Genomic DNA, 21,147 nt, shown 5'->3' with positions numbered 1-21,147 from the left:
ATTGACAACGTCTGTAGGCCAGTGCCTCTGACGACATCCGGGATGATATGGCTATTAGGACGATGAACACTATGTTAAGCTACATAACATGGACGGTTACCCCCGACATAGTTCAGATTGGCCCGTTTGCCATAAGCTGGTATGGCGTGTTCTTCGCCCTGAGTTTTCTGATTGGTAGCCAACTAATTAGCTCTATTTTTCGCCAAGAAGGCAAGCCCGCCAGCGATGTCGATTCGTTGCTGATCTATATGGTTGTGTCCACGGTGGTCGGTGCCCGATTAGGGCATTTTCTCTTCTACGAACCGGCAACGTTGTGGCAGCATCCGTTGGAGGTGATTTTGCCTCCTTATCGCGGGTTAGCCAGCCACGGCGCGGCCATTGGCATTCTAACGGGCTTGTTATTGTACGTCCGTTCCCGGCGTAGTCGCGGCCAATCGTTCTTGTGGGTAGCGGATCGGATTGCTATCGTCGTCGCCCTCAGTGGGTTCTTTATTCGCTTGGGTAATCTGATGAATTCAGAAATCGTTGGTCGGCCTACCACCCTGCCGTGGGGGGTCGTTTTTGTCAACAATACGGAGTACGCCCCTGTAGCTCGACACCCGGCCCAACTCTACGAAGCCCTAACCTGCCTGCTCCTGTTTGGTGTACTGCTGACGATGTGGCGACGGACTAAAAGAGAAACGCCCCAGGGCCTGTTACTCGGCATTTTTTTCGTCTGGGTTTTCACGTTACGATTCGGCTACGAATTCCTGAAGGAAAATCAGGTCGCGTTTGAAAATCAGATGCCGTTAAACGTAGGGCAGTTGTTGAGCATCCCGGCCATTATGCTGGGTATTTACTTGATAGTTAAGAGCTTAGTCACAGAGCAACGCAACCATCAAGCAGCATCACATGCGCCTTTGACCAAAACCTGACCATGCATGAAAAGCCGGAACGGATGCTGTTTCCAACAACTGATCTGCGTTGATTTGTAACTCATTGTCAACAACTATGATGGACCAATCGCAACTGCCTCCTTCACAATCCGATTTCGTCCGGCGTGTTTGCATAGCGGTTGGAATCACGCTGTTATTCATCGGGATAGTTTGGCTCCTGGGAGCTGCCTTCGATATTCTGCTATTGCTATTGGCGGGGGTGCTCGTTGCCGTACCCATGCGGGCTGCGGCCCGGTGGGTGAGCCGCAAAACCCGCTGGCCCGAAGGCCGGTCGTTGCTGGTTGTCGGGCTGGTACTCGTGGGTACGTTGGTCGGCATCGGTACGTTGGTAGCTCCACAGATTGGCGCACAGGCGCAGGAGTTGCAAAAAGAGCTGCCTAACGTACTGCAAAACGCCCGGCGGCAGTTGGAACAAACAAGCTGGGGTCGCCAGTTGGTGGATCAGATTCCTCAATCGCCCGACAAAATCCTGGAAGGGGGCGGGGGCGGCAGGCGGTTGGCCGGGCGGGTATTCGGCGTTGTGTCGGGGACGATCAACACGTTCACTGACCTGTACGTCGTCTTTTTTCTCGCCCTGTTTCTGATGGCCGAGCCAAAACTGTACGTTAATGGCCTGGTCAGTTTAGTACCCCCGGCAGGTCGGCAGCGGGCGCGGCATATTTTGGCCCGAATCGACGCGGACCTGTTGGGCTGGCTGCTGGGCACGCTCTGTTCGATGGCTATCGTGGGGATACTGAGTTATGTAGGCTTGTCGTTGCTGGGTGTCCCGCTTGCGGGTATTCTGGCCCTGTTTGCCGCCCTCATCACGTTTATTCCGAACCTCGGCCCGGTGCTGGCCCTCATTCCGGCCCTGTTATTTGCCCTGCTCGACGGCCCGCAACAGGCTCTGTACGTATTGGGGTTGTACGTGGCCATTCAGTTTGTCGAAAGCAACCTAGTCACGCCCCTGATTCAGAAGAAACTCAACGATATCCCGCCTGCCCTGTTGCTGACAGCACAGCTCATTATTGGCGCATTTGCCGGTACGTTGGGGCTGATTATGGCTGCTCCATTGCTGGTCATCGGAATGGTTTTAGTGAAGACGCTATATGTTCAGTACTCTTTAGACGATACATCTGTAGAAGTCTGAGTAGCTCAAGTATTATCATTGAACTACCCAGACTCGACTACTTAGTTTAACGGCTTACCCGATGTGTCAAACATCAGGTCTTTACCGCCAACCTCGGCTTCGTATTTCTTGGTGCCGTTGGCATCTACGATCTCGGCAGCTTCCTTAATCTTCTTGCCTGGCATCTGTTTAGCTACGTAGTCGCGAACGGCAGCAGGCAGGGCATTGACGGGAATTTCGGTCTCAGTTTCCTTCACCGTTCCTTTCGCATCGAGCACCACCGACATTGACTTGCCGTTGTGTTTGAAGCCCGCTTCATAGTCGCCGTCTTCTTTCTCGAATTTCACGTTCTTAGCGGTCGGATACAGCCGGGCGATGGTCGCTTTCACAGCGGCTGGGGTTTCGTCGGCCAAGCCAACAACACGTGCGGTAGTGAGAGCAGGACGGGCATTAGTCGGTAGAGCGACCGAGAGCGCGAACCCACTCAGCAGGCCCGCAAACAGGATGGTTTTCATATGCTTGGTTGGTTAGTTGATTGCTTAACCGACTCAAACCTACCACACGATTCTGAAGCAATTTTGGGTCTCGACAAGCAGATGGAGTCAAAGTTTGAGTGCTTCGCCCGAAACCGGTATACTATAGATGAGTTGAATCGCTGTTCGGGAAAATCCCTGAAATGGCTATCTTTAATTTACAATTAGAGATCTGACAAGTGGCTAAGGAAGAGCGAAAGAGGAAAGCAAACGGTGATGTCGATTTTGGTTCGGGTCCCTTTGATTGGAAGGGTTTTCAATGGTGGCGGTACACCTACGTATTTCATTATTTAGACCCGGCTTTCGGTTATTACCGACCCTATTTTAATCTAAACAGTCATGAAGATGAAAAGTTGAATAATCTCCGACAAGACCCGAATTTTGCGGAAGTAGAGTTATATCGCTCGCCGGACCAACCTCCTTACGATTTCTATATCAGCTATCATAATGGTATGCTTCGGATGCTCATCGACCACTTTAAAGAGGTTTTTGAAGAGCGTGCATTTCTTGAAGGTCACGTTCCGACTAATACCTTCTTTACGCTAATTCTGCCAAAGCCTTTACATCATCAGTTACTGAATTTCATCAATGATTTTCAACTGCTATCTATCAGAGGTCTGATTCTTGAAATTATTGCAATAGCTCAGCGCAAGTATGTTGAAAGCGTGTCATTTTGGGAGAGGCCCGAGCAGCAGCGCATTATAACTACGGCGGGGAGAGAAGCCGCGCAAGCCATAAAGCTAATTGATAAAATAGACGATAAAGCTTGGTTAAGGGGCCAACGACCCGCCGAGCTTTTACATGTTAGCTTCGCCTTTCAAGATGAGACAATAAAAATTAGCCATCCTTGGTTGGCTAAAGAGTTTATCGAAAGCTTTAAAGATCAGTACGATAAGTTCGCCTACAAAAATTGGCGGCTTGATCTGGAGCGATACCCGGAACGCTTTCGGGAGAATGAAATAAAAGCCCAATTCAAATACCGTCTGGCAAAATCCTTATACAATCTTCTCACGAAAGAAGGATTTTTTGAGGTCTCAGATACGGCCCCTTACCCAAATGATCTAATGCTCTGTATTGCGCGAATCATCGAGTTCGCCCTGATTCCGGTTGGTGATTTTGATGAAACGGATGACGTAAAACGGCGGCACATTCGCAACTGGCTTAGGCGCAATGAATTCGAAGAAGGTATTACGTACATAGATCTCCCAGTTGACACAGATAAATTGGGTCGATACTTTGGCGATGACCTCATAAAGTGGTCTGATGATACCAAGCGTGCTGATGCTATATCCCTCGCGCTATTCTTAGCCAAACGATTCAACCTTGAGCACATAACAGTGGAGTTGGCTCACATTGCACAATCACTACGTAGATTAACAAGTGCTCAGGGGTTCCAGCTATTATCCGACAGTCGTCGCGGCCAATCGCGCTTCCCTGAATATAATTCGCTTCGTAAGTTGATCGAGACACTTCAGGAAAAGCGTCAGCTAACTTCATTGTCGTTCCGTGTTGAAGGAGACGAACGACAATACCAGTTGGAAGAGCGGTTGCCGCTTTACCTGATCGAGTCGGCACTGAAGGATTACATGGAAACTCACAAAGAAGAGTTTGAGAATGATATTGTAAAGTCGACTTATAACACCTTACCCGACGGAGGGTATCAAATACAGCATCACGACCGGTTCAACTTTCCTGAAGAGCGGTTTTCCGTGCGGTTTACGACGGCCTTCTATCAGTATCTATTAGAACAGGCTCCCCCGGCTGACGACGAATACATGCCCTCATCGCGGTACTACGCCATTATCGCTGTCATGCTGCAACGTACCTGGTTTTTTTATCAGCAGTGGGACGATGAGCGCATCATCGTCGAGAAGGTCAAGAGGTGGCATAAATCAGGAACCCAACCCAGCACCGAACAGGCTACTGAAGTTCAGTAACCCATTGAAAATGAGTAGGAACATCTTGGTTTGAAAATAGCAGTTGCCTGTTCCTACACTCGGCATCGGTTGTCTGTTGCTTTGCAGAAACAACAACTCGCTAAGACGATGCAATCAAGCAAATTTGGACCCCGCCGATTCCGGCACACGTTGAAAAAAGGATCTCAACTGTCCTTTTCTTCTTTCAAACAAACTAACCTTCACAAGGTAAAGCAGTACGCGCGTCAGTTGATTGAGCACCTCACCGTAGCTCTAATTGCTGAGGAGGTACTCAGATACTTACACTAAAGTTTAGCTGACCGGCAGCAGGTTGGGCGAGCTATTTAGGCCAAATAAGTACCAGTAACACCAAAAAATAAGCCATCTGCTAATAAGCAACTTTGGCGTGAGAGGTTCGCGCCGAAGTGAGATAGATAACAGAATGGTCTTCCAACACGAAAGTATTGCTCCTTGCCAAAGTCGATTATAGCTACTTCGGCTGCCATATTATTAAAAACAGGTTAAGCTCTTCAGAAACTCTTCAGATTTGGCAGGCACTTTTGTCCCGGATAACCAACGACAAGTGAATGGACACTGTGAGTATTCTGCTCCTGAACACCGCCTGGCTGGAGTGGGGCGGCACCACCCTGATTGCCGCCTTAGTATTTATCGAAACGGGCCTGTTACTGGGCTTGGTAGTACCGGGGGGCGAAACGCTGCTATTCACAGCGGGGTTGCTAACGGGAACCCGCAGTCTGGAAATAACGCTGCCTGCTCTGATTGTACTGTTGATTGTAGCTGCCATCTCGGGCGATATGACCGGTTTCTGGTTGGGTCGGCGGCTAATCAAGCGGCTGCGTGAGCAACCCGACAACTGGATCTTTAAACGGCGTGACCTCGACGATTCAAATCAATTTTATCAACGGCATCCGCGTAGGGCCTTGTTGATAGGACGGTTTCTACCCGTAATCCGCACTTTCAATCCGATTCTGGCGGCTCAAAGTGGCATGCGCTGGTCCCGCTTTTTGGGCCTGACTGCAATAGGTAGCGTCGCCTACGTCAGCCTACTTACAGGCATCGGCTTCTGGTTGGGACAGCAGTTTCCCCAAATAGGTCAGTACGTTGAATACATCTTTATGGGCGTAGTCGGGCTTGTATTGAGTACACTACTCATTCGGCGTTGGCGACAGTCGGCGTAAGCGTTATCGCCAGCCCGGTTCTACTCGCAGTATTTTGTTCATTCCATCAAAATGGCACTCCGAGGAGTGCGTCACAAATTGCTGTTACGTTATGAAAGTAAACTTCTTAATACGGGGCCTGCTAACCCTGATGGCTTTACCCGCTGAGGCTCAACTGGCGGATCAACTTGCCGGGAATGATAGTCTGACGTTTATTCGATCAAAGCGAATGTCGGATGCTGATTTAGCCAAGAAGCGGGAAGGGCGGTTTACGACTGGTCTTCCCGACCTCTCGTCGGACCCGGTAACTGGTTTTGGGTTTGGGGTACGCACCAATACGTATTGGAATGGCAACCGGTCAAATCCGCTATTTGCTTATACGCCCTACTTGGTCCGGCTTCGCGCTAATGCCGCTTACTATAGCACCAACGCCCGCGAGCTGGTACTATCGGTCGACATGCCTTACGTCCGGGGTACGCGCTGGCGGCTGAGGGCTGATTTTAAGGCGCAACAGAACCCGGCCAATTTGTACTTTGGTTCTGATCAAAGCACACTCGGCTCGTTGCGGTTGCCGTCAAATCCCACTGTGATGTTTGCCACTTATGCGGCCTATAACAAGGCCCGCCGACAGTTGCGCTCTGGCGAACCAGGCGAGGCAATCCTGGTGAGCGACGCGCTCTCGAACCGCTTTCGAGAGACGGAATTTATGCTAAATCTAAAAGCCGATTATGCATTGGGAGCGGGCAAATGGCGGCTGATGGCCGGTTACGAAATTCAACATTTGGCGTATAAGACCTTCCAGGGGACCCGAACCGAGGCCATCGACCCCGTTACAGGTAATACGACCGAGGCCCCCAATGGTACGTCGCTGCTGGCCCGAGATGCGGAGCAAGGCCGTATTTTTGGTCTTACTGGCGGGTGGTTGTCAATTTTACAGTCGGCTCTGATCTACGACACCCGCGATTTTGAACCCGACCCCACCAGGGGTGGGTACGTGGAGGTGGCCAATGAGTTTTCTAATCAGCTCATTGGTTCTCAGTTCAACTTCAATAAGCTGTTTGTGCAGGGGCGGTTGTACCAACGCTTACCCGTTGGAACGCGCACGGTGCTGGCTGGACGCTTGGGCGTTGGGACCATTTTTGGCCAGCAGGCTCCGTTTTTTGAATTTCAGGATCAATGGAGTCCAGACGGAAGCATTAACGCGCTGGGTGGACGGCAATCGTTGCGGGGCTACCGGGCTAACCGGTTTTTGGCTCGTTCACTGGCTTTTGCCAACGTAGAACTTCGGGTGCGGTTGGCCGACCTGAAAATGGGCCGACAAACATTCGGACTGGGCGTAGCTCCGTTCTTCGATGCGGGTACGGTGCGCGACCGTTGGCAGGATTTGAGTCTGCGCGATCTGCGCACGTCCTACGGAGCCGGTGCCCGCTTAGCTTGGAACCTTTCGACTATCGTGTTTTTTGATTACGGACTTTCGCGCGAAGACCGGCTGTTTTACTTTGGCATCGGGCAAGTGTTCTGAAGTTCGTGCCTCAGGAAGGCCAAATCAACACCAGCAAGCCTAGCAGGATAAGCCCTCCACCGACGAATAATTTTGGCGTTACTGGCTCGCGCAGCAGCGTGATAGATAACAGGATGGTGATAATGATGCTCCCTTTATCGATTAGGGCAACATCGGTTACACGGCCAATCTGGATCGCCTTGTAGTAGAAGATCCACGAGAGGGAAGCCGTCAGGCCCGATACGGCCAAAAAACTCACCGTACGAGCGTTTAGCTGACCTACCTCCCGGACGTTCTGGAAAACGACGAAGTTGAGCAGCACCAGCCCGAAGACGACCGTCGTCCGCACGGCCAGCCCCAGATTAGCACTAATGTCATTTAGGCCCAGCTTGGCGATTACCGAGGTTAGCCCGGCGAAGAGCATGGAAATCAGGCTGTAGAGTACCCACGTTGGCATGTGTCTGTCAGGTTGGAAATGAAACAGTAAAGGTGTGCAGCCTCCCTCGTTCGTCGTACTCGTACTCGACGGTCATACCGTAGCGGTCAGTAATCTGTTTGACCAAGGCCAAACCAAGTCCGGTTGACTCCGGGCGAGCTGGGTTCTTTACAAAACGGTCGAAGAGTTGTTCCGCTGGGAAGGGGAGGGGCGGGCCAACGTTCAGCGAAACAAATTTCGTTTTCGTCAGGCTCATCTTGGCGAACGTGTGGGGCAGTGCGTGGGTCAGTGCGTTTTTGATGAGGTTGCTGAACAGTACCTCCGCCAAATGGGGATTCATCAACCGGTTAACGTCAGGGTCGATCTGAATAGCCCAGCTTAGTCCCCGGTGTTCGGCGTAGGCGGTAAAGTTGCGGTGCAGCCGGTCCAGCAGTTCGCTCAGATTCACCCGCTGTTGGTCAGCAAACTGGTTGTTTTCAATCTTGGTCAACAGCAGCAGGCTCTTGTTAAGCTGCGTCAACCGTCGGATAGAAGCCTGGGCTTGTTCCATCAGATTGACCTGTTCTTCAGTGAGGGGTTCTGTGGTGAGCAACCGGTCCAACTGAGTCGTCATGACGGCCAGTGGTGTCTGCATTTCGTGGGCGGCATGATCCGTAAACTCTTTCTGAACAACGTACTGATGGTGTAACGTCAGGCTCATGTCGTTCAGCGCAACGCTCAACTGGTCAAACTCCGCGATGCTGCTTTGGTCGAATGTGGTTGGGGTACGTTCGTCAAGTCGGTACGCCCGTAGCTGGTCGATAAGTTGGTAGAAGGGTTGCCATAACTGGCGCGACACCCAGCCATTGATTGCGGTCAGAAAAACGACCAACGCTAGAAAGGCTACGATTACGCTCATTGAAAGCATTTGGACAATTTCCTCAAACTCACCCATCGCCTGTTTGACAACGACCAGGTACGTCCGCTTACCAACCTGAACCGTGGCCGTCAGCCGACGGACAGGCACTTTTTCGTTTTCGCGCCGGTCAAACTCAATTGAATCCGAAAAAGTGGGGGGTACGTTGCGCCCCGATGGCAGCAACGAGATGTGTGGGTTATCCAATAAGTATTGCCCCCGGTTTAAGGGTGTTCGGGCCGTTTGAAGTTGCTGCTGAATGTACCCCAAATCACTGCTGAGCTGCTCGTCGACTTCATAGCGAATGACTCGGTTAACGAGCGCATCAAAAACCCATACGCCCGTTAGTGCGACAGGGATAGCCGCTAACAACAGGTACAGCAACGTTTTGCGGAGCAGGCTCATGGCGTTGTGAATAAGTATCCGGCCCCATAGCGGGTTTTGATATAATCGGGGCAACCCGCATCAATGAGTTTGCGCCGTAAGTTTTTGATGTGCGTGTACAGAAAATCATGCGAATCGGCCATGTCCATGTGATCGCCCCACACGTACTCGGCGATAGCTGATTTGGTCAGTAGTCGGTTGACGTTGGCTAAAAAGAAGAGCAGTAAGTGGTACTCTTTTTCGGTCAGTTCGAGCGGTTGACCAGCAACCGTTACCTGATGCGAGAGTGGATCAGCGACAATTTCTCCGTACCGGATCAGGTTGTTACCCCCAAAAAACCGTCGCCGAAGTACAGACTTGATGCGGGCATTGAGTTCGGGCAGGTGAAAGGGTTTGGTGATGTAGTCGTCCGACCCCAGTTCGAGACCCGTCAGTTTATCGTCGAGCGAGTCTTTGGCAGAAATGATGATGAGGCCACTCCCTTTTTCAGCCGTCTTCAATTGGCGGATTAGGTTTAAGCCGTTTCCATCAGGCAAGCCAATGTCCACAACGACACAATCATAGTCGTAATCGTTGAGGGCCATTGATGCCTTGGCGAACGTAGCAGCCGTTGTTACGACATAGCCGTCCTCTTCAAGGTATTGCCGCATCGCTTGCAATAGGCTTGGCTCATCTTCGACCAGCAGGATCTTCATAGACATAGGATTTAACCAAACGTACTGCCCAATACTGAAGCAATTCTGTATCACTTGCGCTTAAAATAGGGTCGCAGCCACTTCCAGATGGATTTAAGTGGGTTACCTATTTCGGCGTTACGCTGATCGGGCAACGTACCAATTTCCTGCCCGACGTGGTTGGGCAAGCCGCGCGATTTTTGCACGGCCAGCACCTGCGCCGTATACAGGCTCTGGTGGCCCGACATCAAAAAGCTGATAACGCACGAAACAGCCGCATACGGAGCTACTGTAGCACCGAACAATTCAATCGCCAGGATGCTCGTGGCAATTGGGGTATTGGTGGCCCCGGCCAGTACGCTCACAAACCCTATGGCGGCAAATGTGGCCCGGTCTGCCCCCACAGCTTCAGCGAAGAAACTGCCCGCCGTAGCCCCGATAAAGAGAATGGGCGTGATGACGCTGCCACTGCGACTAATGCTCAAGGTAATGAGGGTAAACAGGGCTTTCAGCAAAAAAGCGTACCCAAGCACCGGCATTCCCTTAATGCAGGCTTCCATCAGGTTTAGGCCCAAACCCAGATAATCGCGGCCAAATGACAGCGTCAACCCCACCAGGATTGAACCGCCGATTAACCCTTTGAGTGGTCGCCAGATAGCGATGCCGGTTGCAAAGGCGGTACTGGCTCGTACCGTCCGAATGAAGGCATAGGCACACAGCCCGAAGAAGATACCACCCAGCAGCAGCCGAATGAAAAAGCCTTGCTCAAAGGCCGGTACGAATTGCAGCGGGTAGTAGAAGAATGTAATTCCCAGAGCCGAGGAGACCTGATAGGCCGTAATGGAGGCTACAAACGCGGGCAAGAGCACATCGTACAGGATTACGCCAGCAGCCAACACCTCGATACCAAACAAGGCCCCAGCAATGGGTGCGCCAAAAACGCAGGAGAAGCCAGCGCAGAAGCCGCAAAGCACCATCTTCCGGCGGTCCACATCGTCTACCCTGAAAAGGTTGGCGAACAGACTGCCAATACCCGCCCCAATCTGGGCGCAGGGACTCTCTTTGCCCGCCGAGCCGCCCGTTGCCAAAATGAGCACGACGTTTACGATCTTGGTTGGAATGAGGCTTCCCTCAACTCGACCGTAATTTTTGTTTATCGCGGCAATCAATGTGTCCGTGCCCAAATGCTGCTTTAACACAAATTGACTCAGCACATTAGCCAGAAAAAAACTCAGCGGTAACAAATAAAAGACGTGCTCGTACCGATTACCTGCCTCTATAACGTAGTGAATAAACTTGATAAATCCCGAAGCGGCCAGCCCAACAATGCAGCCAACTAACGTAGAAAGTACCAGCCATTTTAAGACGGTGAAAAACAGTATGATTTCCTCGTTTACCCGCATAATTAGGACCGTTCTACCGCTCTAGTTCATGAAAACTCAGGCTGACATTTCCGTAGGATTCGTTGAATTAATTAGCTTCTCCAGCATTTGCGTTTGGACCCGCTGTAACTCAAGCAAACGCCGGTTCTGGTACGTTAGCACATGGTCGATCTTCTTGTGTAACAGCTTAATCTCTAATTCGGCTTTCATATTAATTTTATAATCGTGCTCGCTTTGTTGCCGGTCTTTGTGCGCTTGCCGGTTCTGACTCATCATAATGATTGGTGCCTGAATGGCGGCCAAACAGGATAAAATCAGATTTAACAGAATAAACGGATAGGGGTCGAAACCGCGCTCATGCAGTGCAAACGCGTTGATGCTCATCCAGATAATCAGGAAGCTGAAAAATATAATGATGAATGGCCAGCTTCCACCGAACGACGCTACCTTGTCCGCGACTCGCTCACCTGTAGTAAGCTCCGGGATAGCATCCTCCTCAATGTCTGTATTCAATAATGGGTTAGCCGCTATGGTCAGATCAATCTCCTTCTCCAAGTCGCTTAGTTGATCTAAGTCGTCCGTCAGTAATGCCTGGAGATAGGCAGTCTGAAGAGAAGCTACTTCCTGAGAGCAGATGTAGTCACTATCCGCCAGTTGCCCGTGTTGCTGCCGAATGTACTCTTGAAACTCCTGGTCTAACGTCGATACTTGAGTCGCGTCTTTTACAGAAATTGATTGTCCCGTTAATGCACATACGACCTGATTGATTTCCATATCATCGAGTAATTGATTCACCGTGTCCGCTTACAGACTTGTTCTCCGCTACCTTCCCAGATGCGTTTGTAGCGCAGCTTTCAGACAAATTGCGTTTCAAACCTGTAGTAAATCTGTTCTCAGAACTTGGCAAACAAAACGTCTCAACATATTTTAGGTACGTCGGCTAATCTGCTCGGGTTCTGTTTGTTTGTAGCGACCTCACTGCGGATAAAGGATGGTGAAGAAAAAACCCTGCTGGATGAGTTTACCTACATCATCGCGTTCCTGTTAGCCACGTCGTCTATTTGCTCATTTCTATCCATTCGCACCAAAGTAGCTACTCGCGAACGCTGGCTGGAAGACGTGGCTGAGTACCTGTTTCTGACTTCGCTCCTTGGGATAATGGCTATTACGGTAATCATGGTGACCCATTCGTGGATCACTTGGTGAAGATTACCCGCCGAATAGCCGGGCCACACCGAAGGCTGCCGCAGCCGCTGCTGCACCAATCAGCATAACCTTAATAGCTCCACTAACGGGCGGTTGCCCGGTCACTTTCGCTTTGAAATAACCGAAGATAAACAAACAAATGAGGGTGATTCCGCTGGAATAGAGGAGAGCCTTATGCGGGTTATCGACCAAAAAATAAGGCGTCAACGGCACTAACCCACCCACTACGTAGGCCAAGCCAATCGTCAATGCACTCTTTGTCGCGCGGTTTGGGTCCGGTTCGTCAAGCCCCAATTCGTACTTCATCATAAAGTCTACCCATTTCGTCTTGTCTTTGGCCAGTTCGTCGGCAATGGCGGTTTGCAACGCTGGACTCAGACCCATGTCGGCAAACACTTCACGAACTTCTTCTTTCTCGCGCTCCGGCACGGCTTCAACCTCGGCAGCCTCACGCCGACGTTCGGAATCGTAGTGATCAGCCTCGGTGCGGCCCGCTAAATAACCGCCAAGTCCCATGGCAATAGACCCCGCCACAACCTCAGCAATACCAGCCGTTACGACGAGCGACGAACTGGCAACGGCTCCGCTCAGGCCTGCTGCCAGCGCAAATGGTACCGTTAATCCATCTGACATACCAATGACAATGTCAGAAATAAAATCTGAACTACGGAGGTGCTCCTCCCGGTGTAAATACCCAACGTCAGCCATCTTAGTAGAAAGAGAATGTAATAAACGAGTAAGTCATGTAGTGCGTTTGAGTGCTACTGTTGCGGCTAACCAACAGGTCATCGCGATGAGTCCCCCGATCCAGAATGTTTGTGGGGTAAAGCGGCTGCCTAACCAGCCTGCCAGCGGGTAGCCAATGGCCCACCAGGTGTGTGACCAGGCAAAATGGGCACCATACACGCGGCCCTGTTCAGCAGGTGGTATCCGCTCGGCAATGAGAAATTGGTTGGGCATCTCGGCCAAACTCTGCCCCATACCAGCTATTGCCCAAAGGATTAGTAAACCTATTAATGATACTTCCTGAGCGGGTAAAATAGCCAGAGATGCTATGAGCGCACCAAACAGAGCAATCGTTGGCAAGCGAAACCGTTGCGTTAGCCGCGAAACGCCAAAGGCGGCAAGGGTCGCTCCAACGCCGAAGCCAGACATAACCCATCCATAGTGTTGATCGTCCTGCCCCATAATCCCTTTTACCAACCCCACCGTATTAACCAAAATCTGGGCACCCGCCAGCGCAGCTATGAATTCCATCAGCAGCGAGAACCGTATGGCCGGTTGCCTGAAAAGCCACTGCGTACCGTTGCGAATACCCTGCCAGGTTGTTGTCTCGGCAGACGCTGTCGGTAGCGGTAACCGGGTCCAAGCCGACCGGGGTAGGGTAGCGATTAAGATGCCCGCCAGCAAAAATGAAATGGCATCCAACCAGAAAATTTGTTGAACCCCAAGTAGTCCTGCCAGCGCCCCGGCCAAACCTGGCCCCAAAACGCCCAACAATTGATACGTTGCATTTGACAAAGCAATAGCCTGCTTAGAATCAGTTCCGCCGGTTACGAACTGAGGAATGGTCGCTTTATAGGCTGGAGTGAAGAATGCGTTGAAAATGTTCAGCCCGATAATCAAGCCATACACCTGCCACGTCTCCGTAACGAACGGAAATAAGCTAACGACGATCATTCGGCCCAGGTGAGTAACAATGAGAATGGTCCGGCGGGGATAGCGATCTGCCCACACGCCTGCCAGCGGGGCAAACACGATAAATGCTGATACCCGCAACGTTAACGCTATTGCCAGTATAGAAGCCGCCTGTTGTTTGGCTAAATCATAGGCTAACAAGGCGATACCGACCCACGTAAATGCATCGCCCAGTAGACTAATCGTCTCAGCGGTGTATAGCCGGGCGAATGGCTTGTTCCTTAGACTTGAAAAAGGAGCTAATACTGTCTGCATTTTAACTGGTTAAAATTGACCTTATTCCTCCTCACTGTTATTCAACTTTGAGAGCAAACTGTATGCCCCATTCATCACGATAGGTGTCTGCTGCGGGTTCACATCGGAGGGGAGCGTAACAGCCACATAGCCGTTCTCGCGGACTCCCGTTTTTATCAGTACTTGCCGAAACTGATAGGTGGCCGGGCTTCCCCGCTTTCCCTCCAGTACGTAAATCAACGACTGCCCCCCGTAGTTGACCACTGCTGACTCCGGGAGAGCAGGTAAAGGTTGCGTCTTCACGTCAACCTGCGCCGATACGTACCCACCCGGAATGAAATCATCGGCGTACCCATCGGGGTGCGCCAGAACCGGGATGGTCCGGTCAGCGGCAATGGACTTGCCAATCAGAAAGATCTGGCCCCGATGGGTCAGCGTTGCGTCGCCACCCATCCCGAAGCGAATCGTTTGCCCCGTGCGAATGCGGCTGATGTCTTTCTCGAAAATGCTTAACCGGACATATAGGCGGCTAACATCCGTGATGTCGGCCAACACGTCAGCCGGGTTCACGAACCGCCCGTTGTTGACGGGTACGTTGGTAATGAAGCCCGACACCGGTGAGGGAATGCTGATAGTTCGCGTCAGTTGCCCCGGCGTTAGTTTGGCCGGGTTGATGCGTAGGATCGCCAGCCGTTGCGCCGTACCAGCCAGTTGTGCCTGTAGGCTTTGCCGGTTCGAGCGGGTTTGCTGGAATACCTTTAGCGCGTTGACGTTGTCGCGGCTCAACTCCTGTTGGCGGGCAAATTCGAGATCAGCGTACTCGAGCTTGGCTTTGGTGTCTAAGTAGTCCTGCTGGAGCTGAATGTAGTCGGGGTTTTCGAGAACGACCAGCGTTTGACCTTTGCGTACCCGCATCCCTGGCTCTAAGCGAATCTGCCGAATGTACCCACCAAAGGGTACCGATACAGACACCATGTTTTGCGCCGGTACGTCCACTACGCCGTTGACTTTGAGCGTGGTGCTGAGTGTCCGGGGCGTAGGTTGGCCCATCTTAATGGCCGCTACGTCATACTGCGCCTGGGTCAGGGATACCCGCACCGGGCCAGTTGATGAGTCCCGTTTCGATCCGCTTGAATCCGCGCTTGCTGACGATTTGGCCTGGTCGGCAGGGCTGTTGGTCTTATCGGAATTACAACCCGATGTCCAGCCCATGACACCTGAAAGACTCATCAGCAGGTACAAACCTCGGGTAAGTTGTTGCTTCTTATTAATCACGTGTAGGAACATGGTCATGGATTACCCAGCAGGTAATTGATGTAAAGGATAGATTGATTGAACTGATTGAGCAGATCCAAGTAGTTCGACCGGATGGTCAATGCCTGTTGGATCGCCAGCGAAAACTCAACGTACCCGATGTCGCCACTGCTGAATGCCCGCCGGGCATTGGTTTGAATCAGCGTGGCCTGCGGCAATCCGTTGGTTTCGTAGTACGTCAGCGCATCACGATATTGCTCGTATTGGCGAATAGCCTGCTGGAGTTGTTGCTCCAGCGCAAATCGCTGATTCTGCAAATCAGTCTGTGCGATCTGTTCGCCCACGCGGGCCGCGTTGATACGGGCTTTCTGTGCTTTACCCAGCAAAGGCAACGTAACACCCACCTGCCCCCCGTTAAACCGGTAGCCCGGACCGAAGTAGAGTTCGTTGCCGTTGATAAGCTGACTACCGATTAGCGTCTGACTAAACAAGCCGACGATAAAATCCGGCTTGAGCCGCGCCTGCTCGACCAGCCGATTTTGCTCGGCCACTCGAATTTGTTGCGCTAACTGGCTCAACAGCGGATTGCGCGCTAACGACGCACTATCGGTTGCCATCGTTAGGGTCAATTTGGGTAGCGGCTGCGAGACGGCTTCAACAGGTTGGGGGCTATATAGCAGAGTTTGTAAGCGGGTGCGGCTGGCCGTTACGTTGGCTTCGTTCTGTGCCAGTCGAACGCGTTGATCCGCTAACTGGCTTTCGGCAGTAGCTTTCTCCAAACTTCCCGTTTCGCCCACTTTAAAGCGCAGGTTGGCGGCTTTAACAAACTCGGCCAATACCGTGTCTTGCTGTTGGAACAAGCGGCTCTTCTGATACAGATAATTCAGGTCGTAGTAGGCTGATTTCACCTGATACTGCACGTCGTTGCGTGTCACGACAACCCCCGCTTCCCGCGCACTAACGGCCCGGTCGTTGAGATCGCCCAGTCTGCGCATCAATGTAGGGTTAGGTATTGTTTGGGTGACCGTCAGGTTATTGTCGAACCGACGGGTGTTATACTGCCCCAGCATCGCTACTGCCGACAGCCGCCCGGCATCGTAGGCCGTTCGCCGGAGTGCTTGCTGCTGGGTGACGCCCAACCCGGCTATCTGTACCTGTGCATTGCGGCTGGAAGCCTGCTGAAGGGCCTGATCCAATGTTATGGATTGCATCGGGGCCACCTGCGCCCAGCTACTACCGGCAACCAGGAGGAATAAAATGACGGAGACGACCGTGCTGATAGGCTTGGAAGTCGACGTAGCGGCCTGTGCTTCTTTTGCCAATGCTTTTTTCTCCATCAGCGAATACAGGATAGGAAGCACGATCAGGGTTAGCAGGGTGGCCGTCAGCAAACCACCAATGACGACCGTAGCTAATGGTTTCTGAACTTCGGCTCCGGCTGAGTTGGAAATGGCCATCGGGATGAAGCCGAACGAAGCCACCAGGGCTGTCATCACGACGGGCCGCAGCCGGACCTCAGCCCCTTGCCGAATGATCTCGGTCATGTCGGTCAGGCCCTCTTCGTGCCGCAGGCGGTTAAATTCGGCAATCAGCACGATTCCGTTAAGAACGGCCACCCCGAACAGCGCAATGAACCCGACCCCGGCTGAAATACTGAACGGCATTCCGCGCAGGAGTAGGGCAAATACGCCCCCGATGGCGGCCATTGGTATGGCCATGAAAATAAGCAGACTCTGACGTACCGAGCCAAAGGTGAAAAACAACAGGGCGAAGATCAGAGCCAACGCAATGGGCACAGCAATACTCAGACGCTTCTTGGCATCCACCAAATTCTCGAACGTACCACCGTAGGTGATGTAGTAACCCGGTGGGAATTTGAGACGTTGTCCAATCTTCTGCTGCAACTCCGCCACGATGCTTTCCACGTCGCGACCCCGCACGTTGAAGCCCAGCGTGATCCGACGGTGTGTATTATCGCGCTGAATCTGGTTTGGGGCTTGTTCAACCGAAATCTGAGCAATCTGGCTTAAAGGAATCTGCTGACCAGTGGGCGTAGCCACGTACACATTACCAATGTCATCAACGCTCTGCCGTTTGTCGGCGGCTAATCGAACAACCAAGTCGTAGCGTTTTTCGCCTTCAAACACCTGTCCGGCAGACTGCCCGGCAAAGGCTGTATTGATGACCCGACTTACGTCGGCAATGTTCAGTCCGTATTTGGCAATCTGCGCCCGGTCGAGGTTAATCAAGATCTGTGATAGCCCACCTACCTGCTCGGTGTACAAATCCTGAGCACCCTGAATACTTCTGACGGTGTTACCGACCTCGGAGGCCAATTTCTGGAGCTGCGTTAAGTCATCGCCGTATATTTTGAGGGCCACGTCCTGCCGGGCACCGGTCATCAATTCGTTAAAGCGCATCTGAACGGGTTGCTGAAAACCAAACGTCACCCCCGGAATAACCGACAGGGCTTGGGCCATCTTACCGGCCAGTTCATCGCGAGTCGTCGCCGATGTCCATTGGTCTCTCGGCTTGAGAATGACCATCAGGTCAGAGGCTTCAATCGGCATCGGATCAGTAGGAATTTCGCCAGAGCCAATCTTACCAACGACCTGCTCTACTTCGGGAAACTGTCGTAGCAAAATTTGTTGGGCTTTAGTCGTTGCATCCACCGTTTCCGACAGCGAACTACCCGTCAACGTGCGGGTATCAACGGCAAAGTCGCCCTCGTCTAATTGTGGAATGAACTCACCCCCCATACGGGAAAATAGAAATACGGCTACTACCAGCAGAGCTACAGCGCTTACTAATATAACCAGCCGGTGTTTGAGTGCGCCAAGCAACAGGGGTTCATAAACCCGTTGAATGCGCTTCATGATTTTGTCGGAGAACGTCTCTTTGTGGACAATCTTTTTACTTAGGAACAGGGCCGACACCATCGGAACGTAGGTCAGCGAGAGAATAAACGCGCCCAGAATGGCAAAGGCTACCGTCAGGGCCATTGGTCGAAACATCTTGCCCTCAATGCCCGACAATGCTAGAATGGGCAGATACACGATGAGAATGATAATCTCGCCGAAAGCCGCCGACGAACGGATGCGGCTGGCCGACTGGAAGACCTCTTCGTCCATCTCGTCCTGCGTCAGCGTCTTGTCTTTATTTCGGAGTGTAATATGGTGCAGGGTGGCCTCTACGATGATGACGGCCCCGTCCACGATCAACCCAAAGTCGATAGCTCCCAGACTCATCAGGTTACCCGATACGCCGAACAAGTTCATCATTGAAATGGCGAATAGCAGGGCCAACGGAATTACCGAGGCCACCACAAAGCCCGCCCGGAAATCGCCCAGCAGCAGCACCAGTACAAAAATGACAATGAGTGCCCCTTCCAGAAGATTTTGCTCAACCGTACCGATGGCGCTGTTAACCATTTTGGTGCGGTCCAGAAACGGTATGATTTGCACGCCTTCTGGCAGAGTCTTCTGGATCTCGGCAATCTTGGCTTTGACTCGCTTGATGACCGCCGACGAGTTCTCGCCTTTAATCATCATTACCAACGCGCCGACCGTTTCACCCTGTCCGTTCCGGGTAACGGCCCCGTAACGAACCGCCGATCCGATACCTACCTGCGCCACGTCGCGTACCCGCACGGGAAGCCCCTGGTTGTTTAGCTTGACGACGATATCAGCAATGTCGTTTGTGGACGTGATTAAGCCGTTTGAGCGGATGAAATAGGCGTTAGGTTTTTTGTCGATGTAGGCCCCTCCCGTATTTTGATTGTTTTGTTGTAGGGCCGTGAAGATGTCGGTAATCGTCACCCCCACGCTCCGTAACCGGTCGGGGTCAACAGCGATTTCGTATTGCTTCAGTAACCCCCCGAACCCGCTGACATCGGCCACGCCGGGCGTACCCAGGAGTCCCCGTCGAATCGTCCAATCCTGAATCGTTCGTAGATCCGTGAGCGAATACTTGGATTCATAGCCTTTTTTGGGTACGACTGTGTATTGGAAGATTTCGCCCAAGCCCGTCGTCACCGGGGCCATCGTGGGCGTACCCACGCCGGACGGAATCTGACCCGCCACGTTTTGTAGCCGTTCGGCGATTTGCTGCCTGGCCCAGTATACATCCGTCGCATCGGTAAAAACGACCGTAACGATGGACAGACCAAAGCGTGAGAAAGACCGGATTTCGGTGAGGCCGGGAATGTTTGACAGCCCCACCTCAATAGGAAACGTGACCAACCGCTCAATGTCTTCGGCAGCCAGCGAGGGGCTTTGGGTGATGACCTGCACCTGATTATTGGTGATGTCCGGCACCGCGTCAATCGGTAACTGCGTTACCGACCAAACGCCCCAACCGATCAGGGCCAGCGTGAACAAGCCAATAATTAGCTTATTGCGGATAGAAAAATTGATAATGGCGTTTAGCATCAGGTATAATAGGCTAAATAGTGTTCGGCGCAGTTGGCGTAATACCAACTGCACCGAAGGTCAATTACTGCATGTGTACGCGGAACTGCCAGACCTGCTTGTCCAACTCGTAGCTCAGGTCCTGGAACTTGTTCGACGTGACTTCATCGCCGTTTTTAGCCGTGCTTTCCACGCGTGAACGTACCCGTTTGGCAATGGTGAAAATGCGCTCGGTCATGATGTCGAGTACCTGCCGGTCCGACAGGAAACCGCCCGGAAACTTGGGCAAGTTGGCCGTTTCAACGATGGTACTCGTGCGGCCATCGGTTGGGATACCGATCTGCAACTGCCGTTCAGCCAGTAGGTCGGCAAACTTGCGGTACGTGTCGGCGTACTCCTGCAAATTCTCGTGCAGGGGGAAGTAGAGCGGCCCGCGCAGGTTCCAATGCGACTGCTTGGCATCGTGGAAAAGCTCCAGTAGTTCCACTACCGTTGCCTGCAAATCGGCGTTGATAGCCTGCCGCTTCTCCTGCTCCAGCGGAATCCAGGCATCGGCCCGCTCGTTACGGTAATTGCCCAACTGTGAGCCAGACGGTGCACCTGGTTCGGTTGTGGCTCCGGCGCGGGGTTGATTTGTATCAGCCGCCCGGCGGTTCTGCGCCAGCACAGGCTGGGCCATTAGAGCCAGGGCACACAGGCCACCGGCGACATACATTTTCAGTGTGTTACGCGTCTCGACGCTTGACTGAATTTTCATAAAACTGAGTGTTGAAAAATGAAACTGAACTTTAACTGTTTATAAAAAGGTACTCGGTACTCGCAAGGATGGGGCTACCGTGTAGCCGGGGCGACGGACTGTTCAGTACGTAGCTCTTGGTGCATAATCAGCCCGCCCAAACGGCCTACATTAGCCATCAGGCCGAAGGTGACGAGGGATGACAGGAAAATGAGGGCTGGTAACCAAGCCAGTTGGTTAGCCCGTTTCCAGATCAAAGCCAGGAGAGACAGTCCGCCCGTCAGATACATACCGATGTTGGCCCAGTCGGCGGCTTGTTCGTGAGCGTGCAAACGCTGTTTGTCGAGCGCATTAATGGACTCCAGGTAATGCTCGGCACTTTCACCTGTTTGATTGGTAATGGCCGTGGCGATGCTCATCATGACGAAGAGGCCAAATCCGAGCTTGATCACCGTTTCATTGCGTCGAAACAGCCCGTAGCCCAGCACGAGGGTAGCCATTAGGCCACCGATAATAGGTAAATGATTCACCAGCAGGTGCCAGTGTGCTCCATTGATTGTCATAATGGTAAGATTGAATTGGTTGTACAGCAGGGGGTAGGCTCAATAGCCTACACAGGTACGTTCCGCTATCAAGGCGAAAGCCGTAACGGTAAGAACTGGTATAGC

18 protein-coding genes are annotated in these 21,147 nt (G+C 52.2%); 6 read left to right on the top strand and 12 right to left on the bottom strand.

Translation table 11 applies throughout. The annotated features are described in order from the left end of the window. Positions 1–71: 71 nt before the first annotated feature. Positions 72–914: a prolipoprotein diacylglyceryl transferase gene (gene lgt / locus EQG79_RS28305; protein WP_129606204.1), complete on the top strand. Its 843-nt coding sequence runs from the start codon at positions 72–74 to the stop codon at positions 912–914. Positions 915–990: 76 nt separating this feature from the next. Then, positions 991–2,064, top strand: a complete 1,074-nt coding sequence (locus EQG79_RS28300; protein WP_129606202.1) for an AI-2E family transporter — start codon at positions 991–993, stop codon at positions 2,062–2,064. Positions 2,065–2,105: 41 nt separating this feature from the next. On the opposite strand, the gene EQG79_RS28295 is transcribed toward EQG79_RS28300, so the two are convergent. After that, the gene (locus tag EQG79_RS28295; protein ID WP_129606200.1) at positions 2,106–2,558 is read right to left on the bottom strand and encodes a PepSY-like domain-containing protein; all 453 of its coding nucleotides are present in this window, start codon (positions 2,556–2,558) and stop codon (positions 2,106–2,108) included. A gap of 197 nt (positions 2,559–2,755) precedes the next feature. Between EQG79_RS28295 and EQG79_RS28290 the strand changes: the two genes are divergently transcribed. From EQG79_RS28290 to omp85, 3 genes are all read left to right on the top strand, one after another. Further along, positions 2,756–4,513 carry a hypothetical protein gene (locus EQG79_RS28290; protein WP_129606198.1) on the top strand — a complete coding sequence of 586 codons (1,758 nt, stop codon included), beginning with the start codon at positions 2,756–2,758 and terminating at the stop codon, positions 4,511–4,513. Between the two features lie 566 nt (positions 4,514–5,079). After that, positions 5,080–5,691 (top strand): DedA family protein, encoded by a 612-nt coding sequence (locus tag EQG79_RS28285; RefSeq protein WP_129606196.1) that lies wholly within the window; start codon positions 5,080–5,082, stop codon positions 5,689–5,691. Positions 5,692–5,782: 91 nt separating this feature from the next. Then, complete coding sequence (omp85, locus tag EQG79_RS28280) at positions 5,783–7,192, top strand: Omp85 family outer membrane protein (RefSeq protein ID WP_240699485.1); 1,410 nt, start codon at positions 5,783–5,785, stop codon at positions 7,190–7,192. A gap of 10 nt (positions 7,193–7,202) precedes the next feature. Here the strand turns inward: omp85 and EQG79_RS28275 are convergent, their stop codons facing one another. The 5 genes from EQG79_RS28275 to EQG79_RS28255 are packed head-to-tail and all read right to left on the bottom strand — an operon-like array spanning position 7,203 to position 11,716. After that, complete coding sequence (locus tag EQG79_RS28275) at positions 7,203–7,628, bottom strand: EamA family transporter (protein ID WP_129606194.1); 426 nt, start codon at positions 7,626–7,628, stop codon at positions 7,203–7,205. A 7-nt stretch (positions 7,629–7,635) separates the two neighbouring features. Continuing rightward, a complete protein-coding gene (locus EQG79_RS28270) occupies positions 7,636–8,907 on the bottom strand; it encodes a sensor histidine kinase (RefSeq protein WP_129606192.1) in 1,272 nt (423 codons plus the stop codon). Beyond that, positions 8,904–9,581: a response regulator transcription factor gene (locus tag EQG79_RS28265; RefSeq protein ID WP_129606190.1), complete on the bottom strand. Its 678-nt coding sequence runs from the start codon at positions 9,579–9,581 to the stop codon at positions 8,904–8,906. The genes EQG79_RS28270 and EQG79_RS28265 overlap by 4 nt, the downstream gene beginning before the upstream one ends. A gap of 50 nt (positions 9,582–9,631) precedes the next feature. Continuing rightward, entirely contained in the window at positions 9,632–10,963 is a 1,332-nt protein-coding gene (locus EQG79_RS28260) for a chloride channel protein (RefSeq protein ID WP_129606188.1), read from the bottom strand. Positions 10,964–10,999: 36 nt separating this feature from the next. Continuing rightward, positions 11,000–11,716, bottom strand: coding sequence for a DUF1003 domain-containing protein (locus EQG79_RS28255; RefSeq protein WP_129606186.1), 717 nt, complete (start codon positions 11,714–11,716; stop codon positions 11,000–11,002). A 126-nt stretch (positions 11,717–11,842) separates the two neighbouring features. On the opposite strand from EQG79_RS28255, the gene EQG79_RS28250 reads away from it, so the two are divergent. Beyond that, a complete protein-coding gene (locus EQG79_RS28250) occupies positions 11,843–12,148 on the top strand; it encodes a hypothetical protein (RefSeq protein WP_129606184.1) in 306 nt (101 codons plus the stop codon). A 3-nt stretch (positions 12,149–12,151) separates the two neighbouring features. Here the strand turns inward: EQG79_RS28250 and EQG79_RS28245 are convergent, their stop codons facing one another. From EQG79_RS28245 to EQG79_RS28220, 6 genes are all read right to left on the bottom strand, one after another. Next, positions 12,152–12,856, bottom strand: a complete 705-nt coding sequence (locus EQG79_RS28245; RefSeq protein WP_129606182.1) for a VIT1/CCC1 transporter family protein — start codon at positions 12,854–12,856, stop codon at positions 12,152–12,154. A 33-nt stretch (positions 12,857–12,889) separates the two neighbouring features. Beyond that, positions 12,890–14,101: an MFS transporter gene (locus EQG79_RS28240; RefSeq protein WP_129606180.1), complete on the bottom strand. Its 1,212-nt coding sequence runs from the start codon at positions 14,099–14,101 to the stop codon at positions 12,890–12,892. A gap of 21 nt (positions 14,102–14,122) precedes the next feature. Further along, a complete protein-coding gene (locus EQG79_RS28235; RefSeq protein WP_394343328.1) occupies positions 14,123–15,292 on the bottom strand; it encodes an efflux RND transporter periplasmic adaptor subunit in 1,170 nt (389 codons plus the stop codon). A 77-nt stretch (positions 15,293–15,369) separates the two neighbouring features. Beyond that, positions 15,370–19,764, bottom strand: a complete 4,395-nt coding sequence (locus EQG79_RS28230; protein ID WP_129606176.1) for a CusA/CzcA family heavy metal efflux RND transporter — start codon at positions 19,762–19,764, stop codon at positions 15,370–15,372. Positions 19,765–19,828: 64 nt separating this feature from the next. After that, positions 19,829–20,500, bottom strand: a complete 672-nt coding sequence (locus tag EQG79_RS28225) for a Dps family protein (protein WP_240699484.1) — start codon at positions 20,498–20,500, stop codon at positions 19,829–19,831. A gap of 74 nt (positions 20,501–20,574) precedes the next feature. Further along, positions 20,575–21,042: a hypothetical protein gene (locus EQG79_RS28220; protein WP_129606173.1), complete on the bottom strand. Its 468-nt coding sequence runs from the start codon at positions 21,040–21,042 to the stop codon at positions 20,575–20,577. Positions 21,043–21,147 lie beyond the last annotated feature (105 nt).

The sequence above is a fragment of the Spirosoma sordidisoli genome (assembly GCF_004138325.1).
Lineage (GTDB): Bacteria > Bacteroidota > Bacteroidia > Cytophagales > Spirosomataceae > Spirosoma > Spirosoma sordidisoli.
The sequence above is the reverse complement of the archived record's forward strand: the minus strand, read 5'-3'. Positions and strand labels throughout refer to the sequence as shown.

Excerpts from the sequence above, each read along its gene's own strand:
- EQG79_RS28240 (WP_129606180.1), bottom strand. The coding sequence starts at position 14,101 with ATGCAGACAGTATTAGCTCCTTTTTCAAGTCTAAGGAACAAGCCATTC.
- EQG79_RS28230 (WP_129606176.1), bottom strand. The coding sequence starts at position 19,764 with ATGCTAAACGCCATTATCAATTTTTCTATCCGCAATAAGCTAATTATT.
- EQG79_RS28255 (WP_129606186.1), bottom strand. The coding sequence starts at position 11,716 with ATGGAAATCAATCAGGTCGTATGTGCATTAACGGGACAATCAATTTCT.
- EQG79_RS28245 (WP_129606182.1), bottom strand. The coding sequence starts at position 12,856 with ATGGCTGACGTTGGGTATTTACACCGGGAGGAGCACCTCCGTAGTTCA.
- lgt (WP_129606204.1), top strand. The coding sequence starts at position 72 with ATGTTAAGCTACATAACATGGACGGTTACCCCCGACATAGTTCAGATT.
- EQG79_RS28265 (WP_129606190.1), bottom strand. The coding sequence starts at position 9,581 with ATGAAGATCCTGCTGGTCGAAGATGAGCCAAGCCTATTGCAAGCGATG.
- EQG79_RS28300 (WP_129606202.1), top strand. The coding sequence starts at position 991 with ATGATGGACCAATCGCAACTGCCTCCTTCACAATCCGATTTCGTCCGG.
- EQG79_RS28295 (WP_129606200.1), bottom strand. The coding sequence starts at position 2,558 with ATGAAAACCATCCTGTTTGCGGGCCTGCTGAGTGGGTTCGCGCTCTCG.
- EQG79_RS28285 (WP_129606196.1), top strand. The coding sequence starts at position 5,080 with ATGGACACTGTGAGTATTCTGCTCCTGAACACCGCCTGGCTGGAGTGG.
- EQG79_RS28275 (WP_129606194.1), bottom strand. The coding sequence starts at position 7,628 with ATGCCAACGTGGGTACTCTACAGCCTGATTTCCATGCTCTTCGCCGGG.
- omp85 (WP_240699485.1), top strand. The coding sequence starts at position 5,783 with ATGAAAGTAAACTTCTTAATACGGGGCCTGCTAACCCTGATGGCTTTA.
- EQG79_RS28270 (WP_129606192.1), bottom strand. The coding sequence starts at position 8,907 with ATGAGCCTGCTCCGCAAAACGTTGCTGTACCTGTTGTTAGCGGCTATC.
- EQG79_RS28225 (WP_240699484.1), bottom strand. The coding sequence starts at position 20,500 with ATGAAAATTCAGTCAAGCGTCGAGACGCGTAACACACTGAAAATGTAT.
- EQG79_RS28235 (WP_394343328.1), bottom strand. The coding sequence starts at position 15,292 with ATGGGCTGGACATCGGGTTGTAATTCCGATAAGACCAACAGCCCTGCC.
- EQG79_RS28220 (WP_129606173.1), bottom strand. The coding sequence starts at position 21,042 with ATGACAATCAATGGAGCACACTGGCACCTGCTGGTGAATCATTTACCT.
- EQG79_RS28260 (WP_129606188.1), bottom strand. The coding sequence starts at position 10,963 with ATGCGGGTAAACGAGGAAATCATACTGTTTTTCACCGTCTTAAAATGG.